Here is a 20443-nt window from a genome sequence, read left to right as displayed (position 1 = left end):
TTTGCCGGTTCAGTTGGCGGTAACCGCGACGGTACGCACGGTGCCCTGGGACGAGGTGATGGTCGCGCTCGGGTTGGCCGACGGCACCACGGTGGTGCTGTTGCTCACCGTCAGCCGCCAGCGCCCGGTGACCGGTACGGTGGTGGTGCCCAGGGTCGCCAGTCCGGTAGGCGTGCTGACCTGCACGGTGATGGTGTTGCCGGTGGTCACCGACGAGGTGCCGGCGAAGTCCCAGGTGAAGCGGTTGTTGGAGCGCGCCGAGACGCTGGCGGTGGTGACCGCGAAGTTTTCCGCTGCCGGCCGCGGTGAGACCTGGACAGTGACCGTCCCCGGCGTAGTGGCGACGGCGCCGAAGTTGTCCCGGGGGAGGTAAGTGAAGGTCGTGGTGAAGGCGCTGGTCACCGTGGCCGGCGGGGTGTAGGTGAGGACCGTGCCATTGCTGGTGACGGTGCCGCGCCCGGCCGCTGGCTGGGTGAAGCTGGCGACGGCCAGGGGCACGTTGCCTTCCGGATCGGTGTCGTTGGCCAGCACGTTGATCGGGATCGCCACGCCAAGGGTCGCGACGGCGTCGTTGACCGGCACCGGCGGCTGGTTCGGCGCGACGTTGATGGTCACCGTGGCCGGGTTGGTCGAGGCCAGGCCCTTGTTGTCCTGGGCCTTGTAGGTGAAGGTCGTGGTCAGCGGCGCATTGACCACCGCAGGCGGTGTGTAGACCACCGAGGTGCTGCCGCTCAGGGCCACCGTGCCTTGTCCGCTGGGCGGCTGGGTGAGGGCGGTGATGGCCAGCGGCGTGTTGTTGTCCGGGTCGCTGTCGTTGGCCAGCAGGTTGAGGGTGATCGGGACGCCGAAGCTGGTGCTGCCGCTGTCGGCCACCGCCAGGGGGGGCTGGTTCTCGGCCACGTTCGGCGCAGTGCCGACCACCACCACCGGCTCGGTGTCGCTGCCGCCGGCGGCGGACTTGACCGTGACGGTGGCTGGCGGCTGGGTCAGGCCGGTGACGGTGATCCGCTGCTGGGTGCCGTTCTTCGACAGGCGCCCGTACCCCTGGGCAACCATGTCGGGAATCTCCACTTCGTCAGTGGACGCGGCTTCGATCAGCAGGCTGTTGTTGTCCCAGCTGTAGCGCGCCGTGCCGATTTTCACCACGTCGGAGAGCTTGCTCGACACGGCGGTCGGGCGCGTGGTCCCGGCCGTATTGCTGGCGGTGACCACCACCACCGGCGGCACTGCACCGGTGAAGTTGCGCTGGGCGAAGAACAGGCCGTTGTCGCCGATCAGGCTGGTCTGGCACGGCGACTGCGGCGGGCCGGCCACCAGGGCGATGGACTCGCGGAAGCACAGCGCCGAGCCGGCCGCGGCCTTGGCGAACACTTCCACGCGAGTCGTGCCGCCGCTGCCGGATGGGCTCCGGCGGTAGGTGGCGCGGGTGATCTCCACCGGTGTTTGCTGACGGTTGTCGAGGACCTTGCCGGACAGCGTGAACAGGCTGGTCTGGATGGTGCCGGCCGGCCCGCTGATGCGCACGAAGTTGGTGTTGTTGGGGCTGCCGGTGACGGCTTCGGTGAGGTTCGGGTCACCGATGAAGGTTTCCACGGCGCCGGTTTCCGGGTTCACTTCGGTGTAGGGGCCGTTGACACTGCGCAGGAACGGGCCGATGGCGCCATTCACCGCACCGCTGAAGTTGCCCGGTGCGCCGATGCCGATGTCGCGGGTGATGTTGATCACCCGGCGGCCTGGGGCCGGTACGTTGACCGTTTCCACGCCATAGGGGTGGGTGATGGTGTAGGTGCCGGCCGTGGGCACGGAAACCCGGATGCGGATCCGCGCGAAGCTTTGCTGGTCGCCGTCCACCGGGTTTTCCGAGGCAAACGCGGCCTCGATCCCGGCCACATACGCATCCAGCTCGTAACCGCTGTTGCCGATCGCCGGAATCGCCGTTTCGGCGAGGAACCAGAACGCTTCCGGTGGCCAGTTATCCGGGAACACCATCGGCTGGGCGTCGTCGAAGATCCCCGGCTCCGGGAGCAGGGTGCACATGTAGGCCGGTGGCACGCTGGCCGGTACCCGCGAACTGGTCGCGCGCGACTGGCACAGTTCCATCGACAGCAGGTTGTTGTCCTGGTACCACATGGGGAATTTCCCCGTGGCGAAGGTATAGGGACCGGGGTCGACGGCGGCGAGTTGCGCGAAAGCGCTACCGGACAGCGACAGCGTCAGTCCCAGGGCGTTGAGCGCCAGGCGTGGCCAATTGTTCATGATGCCTCCTGATGAGGATCCGGGCAGTTGAGCGTTCATTGCACGATGAGCACTTCTTCGGTGTCGCTGCCGCCATTGGATGACGTCACGCGGACAGTGGCCGGCGGGATGGGCGAGATGCCGGTGGCCAGCGCCTTGACCGCGCCATCGCCACTCAAGGCACCGATGGTGGCGCCGCTGCCGGAGGTGGCGGTCAGCACCGGAGGCGAGGTTTCGTCGCTGGTCGTGGCTTCGAGGGTCAGTTGCCCGGAACTCAGGCTGTACTCGGCGCGGCGAATCACCACCAGGTCGGTCAGGGTCATGGGCAGGGTGGTCGGGGTGCTGCTGGCGATGGCCAGGTGATTGTCGGCGGTCACCTGCAGGACATGTGGCAACACCGGGTTCTGCGGGCTTTGCGCGTACCAGTTGCCGGTGCTGTCGGCCTCGCTCAGGCTCAGCGCCGGGCTGCTGTTGCTCAGGGTGACGGTGGCCGGTGCTGGCGGCGCCATGACGAACACGTCCTGCTGGGCGACCGGGCCGCTTGCACCGGGCGTGCGCGAGTAGGTGCTGCGCTGGGTGATCAGCGGCGTCGGCCGTACCACCTCCGACAGTTTGCCGGAGATGGCGAAGTCGCTGGTGCGCAGGTCGATGCCGCCAGGGCCTTCGATGCGGATGTAGTTGGTGTTGAACGGGCTGCCGGTCACCGCCTCGTTGAGGTTCGGATCGCCGACGAAGCGTTCCGCGCCACCGGTCACCGGGTTGGTCTCGGTGTAGGGGCCGTTGACGCTGCGCAGGAACGGGCCGACATCGCCCTTGAGTGCGCCATCGTAGGTTTGCGGCGCACCGATGCCGATGTCCCGGGTCATGTTGATCGCCCGGCGCCCGGGGGTTTCGATGTCGAACACCTCGACCCCGTAGGGGTGGGTGATCACGTAGGTGCCGGCGGAGGGAACGTCGACGCGGATGCGGATGCGGGCGAAGCTGATCTGGTCGCCTTCGACCGGCTCCTCGGCGGCGAAGGCGGCTTCGATGGCCGCGCCGTAGGACAGGTTGATCCCGCGGGCGGCATCGACGATGGCGCCGTCGGCGGTGAACCAGAAGGCTTCGTCGGGGAAGTTGCCGGGGAACACCACCGGTTGCGCGTCATCGAACACGCCCGGGGCGGGCAGCAGGCTGCACATGTAGCTGGGCGCGCCGGGTGCACCGGCCACTCGCGAACTCACCGCTTTCGACAGGCACAGGTCGAGGGTTCGCCCGTGGCTGTCCTGGTACCAGGCGGCAAAACCACCGTTGCCGGGGGTGTAGGGCCCGGGATCGACCGCGAACAATGCCGCCTGGGCGACGCCTTGGGCCAGTGCGCCGACGACCAGGACGGTCGCCGCTTTGGACAGTAAAGGGTGCATGAGTATTCCCTCTATTGGAGACCTGTCCCGCGGGGGAGGGTCAGTTGCGAGGGCAGGTACAACTTTCGTACCAAGGGCTGCCGACGGCCGTGCAAGGCCCGCAGTCAAAGGGTCCGGGTGAAAGTCCAGACCGCGAGGGCGCGGGCCTGTCCCCACAGTTGGGGGCGGGTGGGGCGCCGGGAAATGGGGCAGCTTCCCCACCCGAAACCGGGTAAACCTCGCTGGTTGGGCTATAACCCCCATAGGGACTGCCGTCGGGGACAACGTCGATGAACCTGTGGACCAGAACAATTGCGGTGGATGACGCCCAGCCCAGCCCGGGCCTGCGCACACCACCGTTCAACCTGCTGCGCTGGTTCTCGATGATCAGCCTGGCGGTGATCGGCACGGTCGCCCTGGCGCTGGGTGCGGTGTCCTCACGGTTCGTGATCAGCGAGAGTGTGCACCGGGATGCCCTGCTGACGTCGCAGTTCCTCCAGGCGATCGCCTCGGCGGAGGTCCGCCATGTCTCGATCGCCAACGTGCGGACCATGGGTGAATTGCTCGACCCCCGCCAGGACCAGGCCTTTCCCGATGTCGACCCGGCCGCACGGGCCAATGCCCGGGGCGAGTTCCTCGACCATATCGAGCACCTGCCGGACGTGATCCTGGCCAACATCTACGCCCCCGACCGCACGGTGATCTGGTCGACCAACCCGGCGCTGGTCGGCACCCGCATCCATACCGACGAGGACCTTGAGCAGGCGTTCACCTCCAAGACGCCGGTCTCGGCCAGCTATCACAGCGTCGACGAAGGGCGCATGGAACAGAAATTCCCGGTGCCGCCGAAATTCATGTTCATCGAGAACTACATCCCGCTGTTCGATGCCGACGGCGAAAACGTCACGGCGATGGTGGAGATCTACAAGGAGCCCAGCGACCTGATCGAACGCATGACCCGCGGCCTGCTGCTGGTCTGGCTGGCCACCGTCGCGGGCGCCGGCCTGATCTTCATCGGCCTGTACTGGATCGTGCGGCGAGCCGCGAAGCTGCTGGCGGTGCAGCAGAAGCAACTGGTCACCAATGAAACCTTCGTCGCCCTGGGCGAAATGTCCTCGGCGGTGGCCCACAGCCTGCGCAATCCGCTGGCAACCATCCGCTCCAGCGCCGAACTGGCGCTGGAGTTCGACAGCGGCGCGGCGCACAGGAACATCAACGATATCGTCGGCCAGGTCGATCGCATGTCGAAGTGGGTTCGCGAGCTCCTGCAGTCCCTGCGTCCGCTGGCCGGAGACGCCGAGCCGGTGGACCTGGTGGCCGCCCTGCGTTGCAGCCTGACGGCATTCGAGACACAGATCGAGCGGGGCGCGATACAGGTCGAGTTTGCGCCCCATGACTCGCCCTGGGTCTTGAGCCACCGGGAGCAATTGAGCCAGATCCTCGCCAGCGTGCTGTCCAATGCCCTGGACGCAATGGACAAGGGAGGCACCCTGAGGGTCTCGTTGAGCGCGAACGATGCACAGCGGGTGAGCCTGATCCTCAGTGACAACGGCCGCGGCATGAACGAGGAACAGCGCAGCATGGCTTTCCGACCGTTCTTCACCACCAAGCAGGGCGGGCTTGGCGTGGGCCTGGTGCTGGTCAGGCGCATGATGGAGCGCGTTGGCGGCTCGGTGAGCCTGCAAAGCCGTGAAGGCGAGGGCACCTGCGTCCTTCTGACGTTCAGGACACCACCGGGGAAACGCCGTTGAACGTTACCCGGTAATGGGTGTCATTCCCCAGTCGTCGAGGCCCATGGCCTTGAATTCAGCTCCAGGTCATTGATTTGAAAGGGCTGTAACTAGTCGTTACAAGTCTGGCGAGGTTTTTGCAGCATGCCATCACCCCCGTCATGACAGTCGAGGTGGTTGGTGATGGACCTGAATGCGCGTTCTCCCTTCAAGTGGCTCGCGGTGCTGACGCCGACGGGCATCCTGGTTTCACTGCTGCTCGGCACGACACCGCTGCGCGCCAGCCCCATCGACGATGAACGACAGCCCGAGCCCTCCGACCCTTCGGCCTACTACGACGAAGCGGCGGACAAAGCGGCGGCCCTCAATGCCATACTGACCATGCCGCAGGCCAATCTCGACGCCCTCGACCTGCCCGAGGGCGTCAAGGGCAGCCGCGACACCACCCGTCAGGAGAACGTGCTGCAACCGCTGCAGCAGACCAGCTTCAACTTCCCCACCAATGGCAAGCCGAGCCCGTTGTTCGGTGCGCAGCCGTTCACCCAGCAATTGCTGCTGTTCGAAGAGTTCGGCCCGGAAAAGCTCGATCCGACCACCCCGGCCGCACTCCTGGAGTTCCCGGCGCCGGCAGTGGGGCCGCTGCCCCAGCAGGATCCGGCCAGCGCGGCGCGTAGCGCACCACCCGGCGCGGCCCTCGACGCCTTCCTGCGCCAGCCCGGGCTGACGCCGTTCCCCAGCCAGTTCGCCAATGTGGTGGACCGCAACCCCTGGCAGGCGCAGATCGAATATTTCCTCAACCGGCATATCGGCTCGTCGGCGGAAGGCCGGCCGCCGGGAAAAGGCTGGTCGCACCAGCGCTGGAACGAGTTCTACCCGCAACAGGCGTACAAGACGGTGCAGACCGGGGTACGGGTCAACGGCGGCCTGCGTGACAGCCGGCAGATGCACGGCTACGCCGTCGGCGAGTTCGGCCCGGGCGGCCTGTATCACAATGTCGCCGGGGTACCGGCCACCGAGGGCACGGCCAAAGGTGTCGACCCGCGCTTCCACCCGAACATGCCCGTGCAAAACCACAATTCGGTATGGACCTTCGACGGCACCTTGCCGCCGAAGCTGCTCATGGTGCGTTACGGTCAGCCGGTACTGATGCGCCATTACAACGGCCTGCCGATCGACCCGGCCGCCAACATGGGCTTCGGCCTGCATACCATCAGCACCCACGAGCACAACGGCCATGCCCCGGCGGAAAGCGACGGCTACGCCAATGCGTTCTTCTTCCCGGGGCAGTACTACGATTATCGCTGGCCGATCCAGCTGGCCGGCTACGACAGCATCAACACCGACGCCCGTGACCCGCGCGCAGCATTCCCCTGTGCCCCCGGCGAAACCCTGTGGACCAACGACCTGAGCCCGAGCCGCAAGACCTGCGAGAACGGCACCATCCGCATTCGCGGCGACTGGCGCGAGACCATGAGCACCCACTGGTTCCACGACCACATGCTCGATTTCACTGCGCAGAACGTCTACAAGGGCAACGCGGCGATGATGAACTACTACAGCGCCCTCGACCGTGGCAACGAGGCGGTCAACGATGGCGTCAACCTGCGTTTCCCCAGCGGCAGCGCGCTGCCCTGGGGCAACCGCGACTACGACGTCAACCTGGTGCTGGGCGACAAGGCCTGGGATCAGAACGGCCAGCTGTGGTTCAACCCGTTCAACACCGACGGCTTCATCGGCGACCAGGTGCTGGTCAACTGGCAGTGGAAACCGACCCTCGACGTGCGCGCCCGCAGCTACCGCCTGCGCATCCTCAATGGCTCCGTGTCGCGCTACTTCAAGCTGGCCATGGTCCGCGAGATCAAGGGTTCCGGCGGCGAGTTCCAGGGGCCCAAGGGTTCCGGGCTTTCCTACGCCCGGGTGCCGTTCCATCTGATCGCCAACGACGGCAACATCATGGAGCACAGCGTGCCGTTCGACGGCTCCATGGACCTCGATGCCGACGGCGACAAGCAAAACCACAACGCGATCCTGCCAACCCAGGGCATCGCCGAGCGCTTCGACCTGATCGTCAACTTCGCCAGGAACGGGATCAAACCGGGCGACAAGCTGTTCCTGGTCAACCTCCAGGCCCATGACGATGGCAAGGGCCCCATTGCGCCGATCCCGCTGGGCGATGTGCTGTCGGAGAAATACCAGGCGGTGATCAAGCAGTCGAGCAAGGGCCCGCAGTGGGACAAGGGCGATCCGGCGGTGGGCAAGGTCCTGCAGTTCAACGTCAAGGCCTACAGCGGCCAGGATCTGGCCATGGACCCGGCGAACTACGAGCCGGCCAGGCCCGGCAAGGCCGAGGGCCTGGTGATGATCCCGCTCAAGCTGCACCGCGACAATGCCGCCGACAAGGCGCTGCTGGCCAGGGCGCGGCACCGTACTTTCATCTTCGGCCGTTCCGACGGCACCGACGAGGCGCCGTGGACGGTCAAGACCGACGGTGGTTTCGGCTTCCATATGGACCCGCGCCGCCTCAACGCTTCGGCCCAGCTCGCCAGCGGCCCCACCGATGCCGGCACGGCCGGGTTCGGCACCCTGGAGGTGTGGAGCATCAAGGCGGGCGGCAAGGGCTGGAGCCACCCGGTACATGTGCACTTCGAGGAGGGGATCATCCTCAGCCGGGGCGGCAAGGCGCCGCCGGAGTGGGAAAAATGGGCGCGCAAGGACGTCTATCGCATCGGCTCGGAAAACGACGGGCTGGACAGCGTGGAGATGGCGATCAACTTCCGCGAATTCGCCGGCACCTACATGGAGCATTGTCACAACACCCAGCATGAGGACAACTCCATGCTGTTGCGCTGGGACCTGGAAAAACCCGGGCAATTCCAGCTGATGCCAACGCCGCTGCCGAGCTGGGACGGGGTGCGCTACGTCAACTCGGCAGCTCTGCCGACCTTCCGCAATGGCGACGGCCTGGGCCCGCAGATCCAGGTGAGCAAATGATCCGCCGGGCGCTGGGCGCGCACCTGCTGTTGCTGCTGGTGACCTGCGCGCTGGCGGCACGGCTGCTGATCGCCCACCCAGGAGGCATGGCGCCGGCCAGCGAATCGGCCACGCCGTGGGGCGGCGACTACTTTCCCAATACCCTGCTGACCGACCAGGACGGTCGCCAGCTGCGCTTCTTCGACGACCTGATCAAGGACAAGGTGGTGGTGATCAACTTCATCTTCACCGCGTGCAGCGACTCCTGCCCGCTGGAAACCGCGCGTTTGCGCCAGGTCCAGCAGTTGCTGGGCGAGCGGGTCGGCAAGGACATCTTCTTCTACTCCATCAGTATCGACCCGGTCAGCGATACCCCCGAGGTGCTCAACGCCTATGCCCGACGCTTCAAGGTCGGGCCGGGCTGGCGTTTCCTCACCGGCGACTTCGCCGACATCACCGAACTGCGCCACAAGCTCGGGCTGTTCATCGAAGGCGTCGATAACGGGCGCAACAAGGATCACAACCTCAGCCTGATCGTCGGTAACCAGCAAAGCGGGCGCTGGATGAAGGCCTCGCCGTTCGAAAGCCCGTGGATTCTCGCCGACCAGTTGGCCAACACCTTGCACAACTGGAAGCAACCGAGCCTGGAGCAAAGCTACGCCGACGCCCCGCAGATTCGCCCGCCGAGCAATGGCGAGGAGCTGTTTCGCACCCGCTGCGCGTCGTGCCACAGCCTTGGGCCGCAGGACGGGCAGGGCATCGGCATGCGCAACATCGGCCCCGATCTGCTGGGCGTGACCACGCAGCGCGATCCGGCCTGGTTGAGCCGCTGGATCCGCGAGCCGGATCGCCTGCTCGCGGAGAAAGACCCGATCGCCGTGGAACTGTACGAACGCTACGCCAGGATCCCGATGCCCAACCTGCGCCTGGACGAGCGTTCGGCGCAGGCGATCATCGCTTTCCTGGCCGATGAGTCCGAGCGCCAGCGGACCTCGACGACGCCGATCCAATAGTGGCAAATGGCGCCTACACTCAACCCGAATCAACCCAGAGAAGGCTGATATCGGAAAAACGGGGGATACCATGCCTTTACCCGAACAACCAGTGCCTGCGTCCGCGGCCGAACCCCTCCAGCCCCTGGGCCCGCAGGGGCGGTTCAACCTGCTGCGCTGGTTTTCGCTGGGCAGCTTCCTGATCATCAGCGCCGTGGCCCTTGGCCTGGGCCATGTCTCGACCCGCTTCGTGGTCAATGAAAGCATCGAGCGCGATTCGATGCTGACCGCCCAATTCATCCAGGCCATCGGCGCCGCCGAGATCCGCCACGCCTCGATCAGCCCGCCGCGAACCATGGGCGAAATGCTCGATCCGCGCATGGACAACGCCTACCCGGATGTCCCGGCGCAGACCCGGGCGGCTGCCCGGGTAGAGTTCCTTGACCACGTCGAACACCTGCCGGACTTGCTCCTGGCCAATGTCTATGCCCTCGACCGCACGGTGGTCTGGTCGACCAACCCGGAACTGATCGGCCTGCAGATCCAGGACGACGATGAGCTGGACCAGTCCTTTGAAATGAAAGAGGCGGTGTCCACCAGCTACCACAAGATCAACGAAGAGCGGCCCGAGCAGAAGATGCTGCGCGAGCCCCAGTACCTGTTCGTCGAGAACTACATACCGATGTTCAACGCCGATCACAGCCATGTCATCGCCATGGTCGAGATCTACAAGGAGCCCGCCGACCTGGTGGCGCGGATCCAGCGCGGCTTCAAGCACATCTGGCTGGCGACACTGCTGGGCGGGCTGGTGATCTACCTGGCGCTGTTCTGGATCGTGCGCCGCGCCGCGCTGTTGCTGGAAAGCCAGCAGAAACAGCTGATCGCCAACGAAACCTTCGTCGCCCTCGGCGAGATGTCCACGGCCATCGCCCACAGCCTGCGAAATCCGCTGGCGACCATCCGCACCAGCGCCGAACTGGCCATGGAGATCGCCAGCCAGGGCGCGCAGAAAAACATCGGCGACATCATCAACCAGGTCGATCGCATGTCGCGCTGGGTCCGCGAACTGCTGGTGTCCATGCGTCCCGCCAGTGACGAGGGCGAGGCAGTGGACCTGGTCATCGCGCTGGAGGACACCCTGAGCGCCTACGATCCGTTGATACGCCGGTGCCACGTCAACGTCAGCTTCGTGGCACCGGAGGTGCAACCGGTCGTCAGCCAGCAGGTGCTGCTCACGCAAATCCTCAATAGCCTGTTCGCCAATGCCCTGGAGGCCATGCCCAAGGGCGGCGTGCTGAGCATCGAGCTGGATACCTCGCATCCCGGGCAACTGGGCATGACCCTGGGCGATACCGGCAAGGGTATGAGCGCGCAGCAGCAACAGATGGTCTTCAAGCCGTTTTTCACCACCAAGCAAGGCGGGCTGGGTGTCGGCCTGGCCCTGGTCAAGCGAATAATGGAGCGCTTCGGCGGCTCGGTCGAACTGACCAGCCGCGAGCAGGAAGGAACCCGCGTGCGACTCAACTTCAAAGTGGCAACGGGAGGCGACTATGGAACGCAGCATATTGCTGGTCGAGGATGACGAACTCCTCGCCGGGAACATCCAGACCTACCTGGAGCGCAAGGGCTTCGAGGTCACCGTCTGCCATTGCGCCGAAGATGCGCTGGAGCAGCTCGCCACCGTCGTCCCCGACGTGGTGCTGACCGACAACTCGCTGCCCGGCATGAGCGGCCACGACCTGATCCAGAAGCTGCGCATCAGCGCGCCGGAGCTGAAAGTGATCATGATGACTGGCTACGGCAATGTCGAAGATGCGGTCACCGCGATGAAGGAGGGCGCTTTTCACTACGTCACCAAGCCGGTGGCCCTGGCCGAGCTGAAACTCTTGCTGGACAAGGCCATGGCCACCGAACGCATGGAACGCACGCTGTCCTTCTATCAGGAGCGCGAGGCGCAGAAATCCGGGGTACAGGCGCTGATCGGCGAATCGGCGCCGATGCAGCAGCTGAAAAACACCATCGCCCAGGTCCTCGATGCCGAGCGGCGCATGGCCAATACCGACCTGCCGCCGGTGCTGGTGGAGGGGGAAACCGGAACCGGCAAGGAACTGGTAGCCCGCGCCCTGCATTTCGACGGCCCACGCAGCAAAGGCCCGTTCATCGAATTCAACTGCGCGTCGATTCCCGCCAACCTGGTGGAGTCCGAACTGTTCGGCCATGAAAAAGGCGCCTTCACCGACGCCAGGGAACGCCGTCTAGGGCTTGTGGAGGCGGCGGATGGCGGCACCCTGTTCCTCGACGAGATCGGCGAAATGGACCTGCTGCTGCAGGCCAAGTTGCTCAAGCTCCTGGAAGATCGCAGCATTCGCCGGGTCGGCTCGGTCAAGGAACGCAAGGTCGACCTGCGGGTGATCAGCGCAACCAACTGCAACCTGGAACAGATGGTCCAGCAGGGCAAGTTCCGCCGCGACCTGTTCTTCCGCCTGCGCATCATCTCGATCAAGGTCCCGCGCCTGTATGCCCGTGACGAGGACATCCTGCTCCTGGCCCGGCACTTTCTCGCCAGCCACGGCAAGCGCTATGGCAAGCCGAACCTGCACTTCAGCGACCAGGCCGAGGCCCTGATGCTGGGCTACAGCTGGCCGGGCAACGTGCGCGAACTGCGCAACATGCTTGAACAGACGGTACTGCTGGCACAGAGCGACACCATTGCCGCGCACCAGTTGAATGTCTGCCTTAGCCTGATGGACGACCCGCCGCCGCGGCAGGAAGCACAGCCCCCTGAACCGCGGCCGCTGCACAACGGCAGTGAGTCGATGAACCTGCCGGAAGTCGAGCGCGACATGGTGCGCAAGATGCTCGACAAGACCGACTGGAATGTCACCAAGTCCGCCCGGTTGCTGGGCCTGAGCCGTGACATGCTGCGCTACCGGATCGAGAAGCTCGGCCTGGAACGCCCGGACAAGCGTCACTGGTAAGGCCGGTCAGAATGCGGGTTTCTGTCGGTTCACGCAGGCGAGCAGGCAGTCGGGCTCGTGGACTTCCTCGTTGCGGTAGACGCCGTGTTCCGCGTCATAGACGCGGATGAACAGGCGTGTGCTGGTGTCGGTCACTGTCGGCAGGCGCGAATCCCTGAAACGGTGTTCGCTGGCGACTGGAATGAAGGTGCGCGGGGCGCTGGGGATGTAGGTCTGCGGTGGCAGCGACTCCAGGGAAGGGTAGGTGAAGGCGCTGCTGGCGGGAGTGATGCTGCAATAGAGCGCTGGCAATAACAGCGCTAATGCGATGGTTTTCATGATTGCACCTGTGGCGCGTGGAGCCCCCAAGGTCTTCAACTATAGCTGTTGGTCTGGTTTTGTGGGGACCTTGTGGGAGCGTGTTGCCGCGCGACACGCTGCCCGAATTGCATGGCGCAGGCTCAGTCATGCTCCAGCTGCACATACTCCAGCATCTTCTGACTCCCATCGAGAATATCCGCGCAGATCGCCTCACGAGCCGCCGCACCATCGCCGTTCTTCAGCGCCGCCAGCACATCCCAGTGATGATCGATCGCCATGCGCTCGTTGAAGCTGCTGTAGGCCCGGGCAATCAACGGCCCGGTACGCATCCACAAACCATCCAGCAGGCTCGACAGCACCGGCATGTCGGCAATCTCGGTCAGCGCATAGTGGAATTCATGGTTGTGGGTCAGCGCCGCAGCGAGGTTGTTGTCCTGGATCGCCGCCAGGTTGTTGCGAATGCAGGTTTCCAGGCGCTCCAACTGCTGCGGCGTGACCAGCGCCGCCGCCGTCTCCGCCGCCAGGCCTTCCAGCGCCAGGCGGATGCTGCGGATCTCCAGGTATTGCCGCGAGGTGAGCATGGGCACGCGGATATCCCGCGGTGTCTGCAGCACCAGGGCCTGTTCCTTGGCCAACTGGAGAATGGCATCGCGCACCGGCGTGACGCTGGTGCCCAGTTGCTCGGCCAGGTCGCGGATGCGCAGCCGGTCGTTAGGCTGGAAACGCCCGGTAATCAGCGCTTCACGCAACAGGCCGTAGATGCCGCTGCCCAGGTAGGAGTGCTTGAGGTTGTCGATGGGGTAGTTCATGGCGTGCTCGTGTGCGCGGAGGTTCCATCCGCGCGGGATTATCGAACAACTCAGACATGTTGCCCACCATTGACATGAATCTCCGCGCCGTTGACGTACGACGCGCCCTGGGTGCAGAGGAAGTGCACCAGCGCCGCGACTTCCTCCGGCTTGCCCATGCGCTTCATCGGGATCGAGCGTTCGACGATCAGCTCGGTGCCGGCCGAGAGGATCGAGGTGTCGATCTCGCCGGGGGCAATGGCGTTGACCCGCACGCCATGGGCGCCGAAATCATGGGCCATTTCCCGGGTCAGCGCCGATAGCGCCGCCTTGGAGCAGGCATAGGCCACACCGGCAAAGGGGTGCACCTTCGACCCGGCAATGGAGGTGACATTGATCACCGAGCCTTTCGCCGTCTTCAACTCCTCGAACAACCCCCGGGCGAGCAGGGCGGTGGAGAACAGGTTGACGTTGAACACGTTGAGCCAGGTGGCGTAGTCCGACTCGAGCACCCCGAGGCGCTCGCCATCCCGGCCCTTGGGGGAAACCCCGGCATTGTTCACCAGCGCATCCAGGCGCCCGCCGAGTTTCTCGCGTATTTCCGGCAGTCGCGCCTGCACCTCTTCGATATTGCCCAGGTCGAGGTGAATGTGGTTCGCCAACCCTTCGGACCACGGGCAGCCTTCGCCCAGGTCCTGCCGGGAAGCAGTGAAAACACGCCATCCGGCGGCATTGAAGTGTTTCACGGTAGCGTGGCCAATACCGCGGCTGGCGCCGGTGAGGAGGAGGGTACGTTGGTCGGTCATGGTGCGATCCCTTTCATCTGGTGGAAGGAGCATAGCCTGAAAAATATGATGCATCATATCTCTAATGTGTTTAAATGCCTCCACCCCGCAGAGGGTTTGACCGACTTCCGCCGACAGGAAGCGTCACGTTCGATCTGTTTGCTGCCACTACAAGAAAACTGCCATCCCTTGAAGCTGCCCCTTAACCGTGGCTCACCTGGAGAGACGCATGAACAAGAAAATCGCAGCGGTACTGATACTTGGAACACTCGCTGGCTCGTTGAACGCCGCAGAAAAACTCACCGTGGTGTCCTTTGGCGGCAACAACCGCCAGGCCCAGGAAAAGGCCTTCTACCAACCCTTCACCGCGAAAACCGCCACCAACATCACCGCCGATGACTACAACGGCGAGATGGCCAAGATCAAAGTCATGGCCGATACCGGCAAGACCAGTTGGGATGTGGTGGAAGTCGAATCGCCGGAACTGATCCGCGGTTGCAGCGAAGGGCTGTTCGAACCCCTGGACTGGTCGCGGATCGGCAAAAAGGAGGATTTCATTCCGGCCGCCGTGAGTGATTGCGGGGTCGGCATTTTCATCTGGTCGACCGTGCTCACCTACGACCCGAAAAAGGTCGCCTCGGTCCCGCAAGGCTGGGCCGACTTCTGGGATGTGAAGAAATTTCCGGGCAAGCGTGGCCTGCGTCGCGGTGCCAAGTTCACCATGGAGTTCGCCCTGCTGGCCGACGGTGTCGCCAACCAGGACGTCTACAAGGTGCTCGGCACCGAAGCCGGTATCCAGCGGGCCTTCAGGAAGCTCGACGAGATCAAGTCCAGCGTACAGTGGTGGGACTCCGGGGCGCAGCCGCTGCAATGGCTGGCGGCCGGCGATGTGGTCATGACCTCGGCGTACAACGGTCGTGTCACCTCGGCGCAGACAGAAGGCCAGTCCTTCGCTATGCAGTGGAACGGCAGCCTCTATGATCTCGACCACTGGGCAATCGTGAAGGGCAGCAAGAAAAAGGAGCTGGCCGAGTCCTTTATCGCCTTCGCCAGCGAGCCGGTGCAGCAGAAGAACTTCGTCGAAGCCATTCCCTACGGGCCGAGCAACAAGCAGGCGATGGGGCTGGTCGACAAGGCGGTGGGCGAGAAACTGCCGACGGCCCCGGAAAACCTGCAGAACGCCCGCGCCACCGATGCCGAGTTCTGGATCGACCATGGTGAGGACCTGGAAGAACGCTTCAATGCCTGGGTAAACAAGTGATACCGGGCGCCCGCGGGGTCGCGGGCGCTCATTGCGAGTCTGAGGAACCTGATTTATGCCGCATGAACGTTCAGCTATCGACGACAGCCTGCTGGAAGTCGCACCCGCCCAGGTCAGTGACCTGCAGGCGGAGGCGGTGCTCCGGCAGTTCTTTGGTTTAAGCGGCAAGCTCGAAAGGATGGGTGGCGAGCGCGACCTGAATTTCCGCGTGATCCTGCCCGACGGTTCGTCCCGGCTGTTGAAACTCTCCCATCCGCTGGAAAACCCGCAGGTCGTGGACTTCCACAACCAGGCCATGCGCCGGATCGAGGTGCGTGATCCGGGCTTGCCGGTGCAGCGCGTGCATCCGGCGCTAGGCGGGGCCTACACAACCTGGGTGGAGATCGACGGGCAGCGGATGCTGGCCCGCTTGCTGTCCTTCGTCGACGGCCTGCCCCTGTACCGCGTGAAATACACCAGCCAGCCGTTGCGTCGGGAGATCGGGCGCGCCCTGGCTCGTCTCGACGTGGCGCTCGAAGGCTTTGCGCACCCGGCTGCCGGTCATACCCTGCTCTGGGACATGCAGCACGCCGAGCGCCTGCGGCCGTTGCTGGTCCATATCGCCGAGGAGGACGGGCGCAACCTGGTCGAGCAGGGACTCGAGCGATTCGAGTCGCAAGTCCTGCCAAGGATGCCGCTATTGCGCAAGCAGGTGATCCATAACGACATGAACCCCCACAACATCATCGTCGATGCCGACAATCCCGATGTGCTGCGCAATATCCTCGACTTCGGCGACATGGTGCAGGCGCCGCTGGTCAATGAAGTGGCGGTCGCGGCGTCCTACCATCTTGGGCAGGACGGCGATGTGCTGGAGCCGGCGCTGGATGTGATCGGCGCGTATCACCAGCTCAATCCCTTGACCCACGACGAAATCGAACTGCTGCCGGAGCTGCTGACCACGCGCCTGGCGCTGGCCCTGTGCATCAACTCCTGGCGTGCAGTACTGCATCCGGACAATCGCCAGTACATCCATCGCAACTCCCAGCGCGCCTGGGCCAACCTGAGGGCGATGGCCTCTCTTTCTCGATCGGACATCCAGGAGCGGATTGCCGAAGCCTGCACCCGGGAGCTGAACGCATGAGCATGATCAATGGTTTCACTGGGGATGACGCCGCACGGCTTTCCGACACCGAACGCCGCCTGATCGAGCGCCGCGAGCGCCTGCTCGGCCCGGCCTACCGCCTGTTCTACGAGCGTCCGCTGCACACCGTGCGCGGCGAGGATGTCTGGCTTTTCGATGAGCAGGGCCGGCGCTACCTGGATGCCTACAACAATGTGGCGTCCATCGGGCACTGCCATCCGCGGGTGGTGGAGGCGATGTACCAGCAGTCCAAACAGTTGAATACTCACACCCGCTACCTGCAGGAAGGCATTCTCGAATACGCCGAGCAACTGCTGGACACCTTCAGCAGCGACCTGGACCGGGTCATGTTCACCTGCACCGGCAGTGAGGCCAACGACCTGGCGCTGCGGATTGCCCGGCAGTACACGGGCGGTACCGGGGTGATCATCACGCGCTTCGCCTATCACGGCGTCACCGGGGATATCGCCGAGCTTTCGCCATCGCTTGGGGCTGGCATCGTCTTGCCCGAGCATGTGCGCACCGTCCGTGCCCCGGATGCCTACCGACTTGGCGCGGAGAACGTGTCGTCGGTGTTCGCCGCCGATGTGCGGGCGGCGATCGAGGACATGAAGGCGCATGGCATCGAGCCTGCGGCGATCCTGCTTGACGGTATCTTCTCCAGCGACGGCGTACTACCCGGGCCCGCCGGTTGCATTGCCGAGGGCATCAAGGTGGCCCAGGCAGAAGGCCTGCTGTACATCGCCGACGAGGTCCAGCCGGGCTTTGCCCGCACCGGCCTGAATATGTGGGGCTTCTCGCGGCACGATGTGCGCCCCGATATCGTCACCCTCGGCAAGCCCATGGGCAACGGCCAGCCCATTGCCGGCATCGTCGGGCGCTCCGAGGTGGTCGATCACTTCGGCCGGAGCATGCGCTACTTCAATACCTATGGCGGCAACCCGGTGTCCTGTGCAGCGGGCAAGGCAGTGCTCGACGTTATCCAGGGAGACAATCTGCAACAGCGTTCCCACGATATCGGCGGTTACTTGCTTGAGGGCCTGTCCCGGCTAGCCGCGCGCCATGAACTGATCGGCGATGTGCGAGGTGCCGGGATGTTCCTCGGGGTCGAACTGGTCAGTGATCGCACGACCCGCCAGCCGGCAGCCCTGGAGGCGCGCAGGGTGGTCAACAGCATGCGCGAGAACGGCGTGCTGATCAGTGCTGCCGGCCCGCTGGAAAACGTCCTGAAGATCCGCCCGCTGCTGACCTTTACCCAGGAACATGCGGACTTGCTCATCCAGGCGGTGGATGTTGCCCTGGAGGATCTGCACAGCGGTTTTCAGGCGCCAGAAAACAGGTAGTGGCAAAACGCCTATGCTTGCTTTAGCTTTCCGCGCAAAGCCCGATAAACAGGGCACTTGCGGTTTGTTGAAAGGGGAAGGGTGCCTGGGTGGTTGCGGTTACGCCAGGCAGCGCGGCGGCGAAGGCGGGGATCAAGCCGATGGATGTGATCCTGGATATCTCCGGGCAGATGGTGGCCGGGCCTGACGAGGTGATGGCGATCAGCGGCAAGATGCGTGCGGGGTATGCGGCGAAGGATGTGTGGCGGGCGCGCAAGGCGCAGGAGTTGCGCTGGTGATTCCGGCCGGTTGAGAGGACATGACGCGGACTATGTGGGAGCGGTTTCACATAGTCCGCGTTGTGTTTTAGTACTGAGCTATCTGTAAGCGTTACGATCAATCACACACCCAGGGAACACCGGCGGACCAGCGCTCTACCAACAAATCAATGAACGCTCGGGTGCGTGGCGAGAGATGGCGCTTGCTTGGATAGATCAGGCGAATCGGATCGGGCTCGGCACGGTAGGGCTGCAACACTTCTACCAACTTTCCTGCCCGCAAGTCCTCACCCGTGATGTAGGTCGGCAGGTGGATCAACCCGAAGCCTGATAGTGCCGCTTCCCGCAGCGCTTCTGAACTGTCGATGTGCAAACGCCCCGGACCTTCATGGAGGTAGAGACCATCGTCAGTCTGAAACCGCCAGGGAGTAGGACGCTGGCTACCAGAAACCAGAATCGTGTCGTGTTCGGCAAGGTCCCTTGGCGCCAGAGGTATCCCACGCTGCTCAAGATAAGCCGGTGAAGCACAGGTCACGAACTGCTGCCAGCCAATGGTCCGCGACAGGATCAGCGAGTCATCCTTGAGGCCGCCGATCCGGATAGCGACGTCGATCCCTTCCTCGATCAGGTCGACGAAACGGTCATTGAACAGGATATCTGCACGCAGCGCCGGCCATTGTTTCAGGAAGTGGTCGATCACCGGCAGGATGTGTCGTTGCCCAAACGACAGTGGTGCGGTCAGGCGCAAAGTCCCGGTGGGCTGGTTTTTGCGCTGAGCCATGGCCGCGTCCACTTCCTCCAGATCGTCGAGGATTTGCCGCCAGCGATCGTAGACCACCGCACCTTCATCGGTGAGGCTGAGTTTGCGGGTCGTACGGTTGAGCAAACGCAAGCCCATGCGAGACTCGAGCCGCACGATACTTTTGCCGACGGCCGAACGCGTCAGGCCCAGCGACGTTGCAGCTGCGGTGAAACTCCCGGTTTTGGCCGAGGCAAGAAAAGCGGAGATGTCACCGAGGCGGTTGGGTTCCATAGGGCGTTCCGGGCCGTAGCGGAGTAGGTGTGGACGATTACTGTAAGCGGGAATACCGTTCCCTGATTGTTGGCGAATCTTAGCTATTTGCTCGATCCACTGCTCGGATCTGGTTAACCCTACTTTTATCGGTTCATCTCCAGCTCCTCACCAAGCGCTTGTGCGGCATAACCGTGAGAGCGCATGCGCGCTTGCACATCGTAGATCCGCGCATCGATCACCAACTCATCCGCACCCGTTTCCCGGACAAGGGCTCGCATCCAATCCCCCACGACGGCCTTCTCGCCGGCCACGGTGCACGCGAGTACCGCATTGACGATTTCCCGCTCGTGCGCTGACAAGCCTTCCATGAAACCTTCGACGGGTTTCTGCAGCAGGCCTGGACGCCCCATGTGCAGATCGAGCATCCAGCGGCGATGAGAGCTTGCCAGGTAGTTCGCTTCCTCGTCGGTGTCCGCAGCAAACACGTTGACGCCTATCATTACGTAGGGCTTGGCCAGGTACCTGGACGGCGTGAAATGCTTGCGATAGTGGGCGATAGCCTGATGTAAATAACGCGGGGCGAAGTGCGAGGCGAACGAGTAGGGGAGGCCGAGGCGAGCCGCCAGGTCTGCACCCATCAGGCTTGATCCCAGAATCCACAGCGGTACGGCGCGTGGCTCGGAGAGCGCTCGAGCAGGTCGCTGGCCGTTGTCCTGTAAATAGTCAGTCAGCTCCTGAACATCCTGCTCGAAGTCACGCTCGGGTGCACCACGCCTAAGCGCCTGCACTGCGGCCCCAGCGCTACCGGCCGCCCGGCCCAGGCCAAGATCGATACGCCCGGGGAACAGTGTGTCCAGCGTGCCGAACTGCTCGGCGATGGCCAGGGGTGAGTGGTTCGGCAGCATGATGCCACCAGCCCCCACTCGCAGCGTCTGGGTGGCTGAAGCAATCTGGCTGATGATCAGCGCAGTTGCCGCCGAGCCGATGCCGGGAAGGTCATGATGCTCTGCGATCCAGTAACGGGTGTAGCCCTCCTGCTCGACGTATTGAGCCAGCCGTCTGGTCTCGTCGAGAGCAGTGGCAAAGGTTTTGTCCTGACCGATCATGACCAGATCGAGGACGGATAATGCAGTCATGAAATGCTCCTTGAATCAGGGAATGGCGATTTGGTCGCGCGTGCAACATATGAGAAGGATATCGACAGGAAAGGGGAATGTGCTTCCCCTATTAGGGGCGACAATTGACCAAAACCTCCCCACCCTCAGGATCAAGATCGTCAGCGAC

The 20443-nt window shown here is 64.0% G+C and carries 16 protein-coding genes; 9 read left to right on the top strand and 7 right to left on the bottom strand.

Annotation, left to right across the window (positions count from 1 at the left end; all coding sequences use genetic code 11):
* Positions 1 to 9: 9 nt before the first annotated feature.
* Both AC2CQI_RS06025 and AC2CQI_RS06020 read right to left on the bottom strand, forming a co-directional pair.
* On the bottom strand, positions 10 to 2256 hold the full coding sequence (locus tag AC2CQI_RS06025; protein ID WP_484579516.1) for an Ig-like domain-containing protein: 2247 nt from the start codon (positions 2254 to 2256) through the stop codon (positions 10 to 12).
* Between the two features lie 35 nt (positions 2257 to 2291).
* Positions 2292 to 3638 (bottom strand): hypothetical protein, encoded by a 1347-nt coding sequence (locus AC2CQI_RS06020; protein WP_484579515.1) that lies wholly within the window; start codon positions 3636 to 3638, stop codon positions 2292 to 2294.
* A gap of 269 nt (positions 3639 to 3907) precedes the next feature.
* Here AC2CQI_RS06020 and AC2CQI_RS06015 point away from each other — a divergent pair, with 269 nt between their 5' ends.
* The 5 genes from AC2CQI_RS06015 (at position 3908) to AC2CQI_RS05995 (ending at position 12287) form a co-directional block, all read left to right on the top strand.
* On the top strand, positions 3908 to 5368 hold the full coding sequence (locus AC2CQI_RS06015) for a sensor histidine kinase (protein ID WP_484579514.1): 1461 nt from the start codon (positions 3908 to 3910) through the stop codon (positions 5366 to 5368).
* A gap of 162 nt (positions 5369 to 5530) precedes the next feature.
* The gene (locus AC2CQI_RS06010; RefSeq protein ID WP_484579513.1) at positions 5531 to 8338 is read left to right on the top strand and encodes a multicopper oxidase domain-containing protein; all 2808 of its coding nucleotides are present in this window, start codon (positions 5531 to 5533) and stop codon (positions 8336 to 8338) included.
* Positions 8335 to 9330 carry an SCO family protein gene (locus AC2CQI_RS06005; protein WP_484579512.1) on the top strand — a complete coding sequence of 332 codons (996 nt, stop codon included), beginning with the start codon at positions 8335 to 8337 and terminating at the stop codon, positions 9328 to 9330. The genes AC2CQI_RS06010 and AC2CQI_RS06005 overlap by 4 nt, the downstream gene beginning before the upstream one ends.
* A gap of 70 nt (positions 9331 to 9400) precedes the next feature.
* Positions 9401 to 10891, top strand: coding sequence for an ATP-binding protein (locus tag AC2CQI_RS06000; protein WP_484579511.1), 1491 nt, complete (start codon positions 9401 to 9403; stop codon positions 10889 to 10891).
* A complete protein-coding gene (locus AC2CQI_RS05995; protein ID WP_484579510.1) occupies positions 10860 to 12287 on the top strand; it encodes a sigma-54-dependent transcriptional regulator in 1428 nt (475 codons plus the stop codon). Before AC2CQI_RS06000 ends, AC2CQI_RS05995 begins: the two co-directional genes overlap by 32 nt.
* Before the next feature lie 6 nt (positions 12288 to 12293).
* Here AC2CQI_RS05995 and AC2CQI_RS05990 read toward each other — a convergent pair whose 3' ends face one another.
* The 3 genes from AC2CQI_RS05990 to AC2CQI_RS05980 form a co-directional block, all read right to left on the bottom strand.
* Entirely contained in the window at positions 12294 to 12605 is a 312-nt protein-coding gene (locus tag AC2CQI_RS05990; protein ID WP_484579509.1) for a hypothetical protein, read from the bottom strand.
* 122 nt (positions 12606 to 12727) lie between these two features.
* Positions 12728 to 13396, bottom strand: a complete 669-nt coding sequence (locus AC2CQI_RS05985) for a GntR family transcriptional regulator (protein ID WP_484579508.1) — start codon at positions 13394 to 13396, stop codon at positions 12728 to 12730.
* Between the two features lie 50 nt (positions 13397 to 13446).
* The gene (locus tag AC2CQI_RS05980) at positions 13447 to 14181 is read right to left on the bottom strand and encodes an SDR family NAD(P)-dependent oxidoreductase (protein WP_075803385.1); all 735 of its coding nucleotides are present in this window, start codon (positions 14179 to 14181) and stop codon (positions 13447 to 13449) included.
* 208 nt (positions 14182 to 14389) lie between these two features.
* On the opposite strand from AC2CQI_RS05980, the gene AC2CQI_RS05975 reads away from it, so the two are divergent.
* The 4 genes from AC2CQI_RS05975 to AC2CQI_RS05960 all read left to right on the top strand — a co-directional run bounded on the left by AC2CQI_RS05975 (position 14390) and on the right by AC2CQI_RS05960 (position 18165).
* Positions 14390 to 15421, top strand: a complete 1032-nt coding sequence (locus tag AC2CQI_RS05975; RefSeq protein WP_075803384.1) for a polyamine ABC transporter substrate-binding protein — start codon at positions 14390 to 14392, stop codon at positions 15419 to 15421.
* 55 nt (positions 15422 to 15476) lie between these two features.
* The gene (locus AC2CQI_RS05970; protein WP_484579507.1) at positions 15477 to 16544 is read left to right on the top strand and encodes a phosphotransferase; all 1068 of its coding nucleotides are present in this window, start codon (positions 15477 to 15479) and stop codon (positions 16542 to 16544) included.
* Complete coding sequence (locus tag AC2CQI_RS05965) at positions 16541 to 17887, top strand: aspartate aminotransferase family protein (RefSeq protein ID WP_484579506.1); 1347 nt, start codon at positions 16541 to 16543, stop codon at positions 17885 to 17887. The genes AC2CQI_RS05970 and AC2CQI_RS05965 overlap by 4 nt, the downstream gene beginning before the upstream one ends.
* 89 nt (positions 17888 to 17976) lie before the next feature.
* On the top strand, positions 17977 to 18165 hold the full coding sequence (locus AC2CQI_RS05960) for a PDZ domain-containing protein (RefSeq protein WP_484579505.1): 189 nt from the start codon (positions 17977 to 17979) through the stop codon (positions 18163 to 18165).
* 97 nt (positions 18166 to 18262) lie between these two features.
* Here the strand turns inward: AC2CQI_RS05960 and AC2CQI_RS05955 are convergent, their stop codons facing one another.
* Positions 18263 to 19177 carry a LysR family transcriptional regulator gene (locus tag AC2CQI_RS05955; RefSeq protein WP_075803380.1) on the bottom strand — a complete coding sequence of 305 codons (915 nt, stop codon included), beginning with the start codon at positions 19175 to 19177 and terminating at the stop codon, positions 18263 to 18265.
* 125 nt (positions 19178 to 19302) lie between these two features.
* On the bottom strand, positions 19303 to 20295 hold the full coding sequence (locus AC2CQI_RS05950; protein ID WP_484579504.1) for an LLM class flavin-dependent oxidoreductase: 993 nt from the start codon (positions 20293 to 20295) through the stop codon (positions 19303 to 19305).
* Positions 20296 to 20443 lie beyond the last annotated feature (148 nt).

Source organism: Pseudomonas sp. P2S-1, from assembly GCF_057197725.1.
The sequence above is the reverse complement of the archived record's forward strand: the minus strand, read 5'-3'. Positions and strand labels throughout refer to the sequence as shown.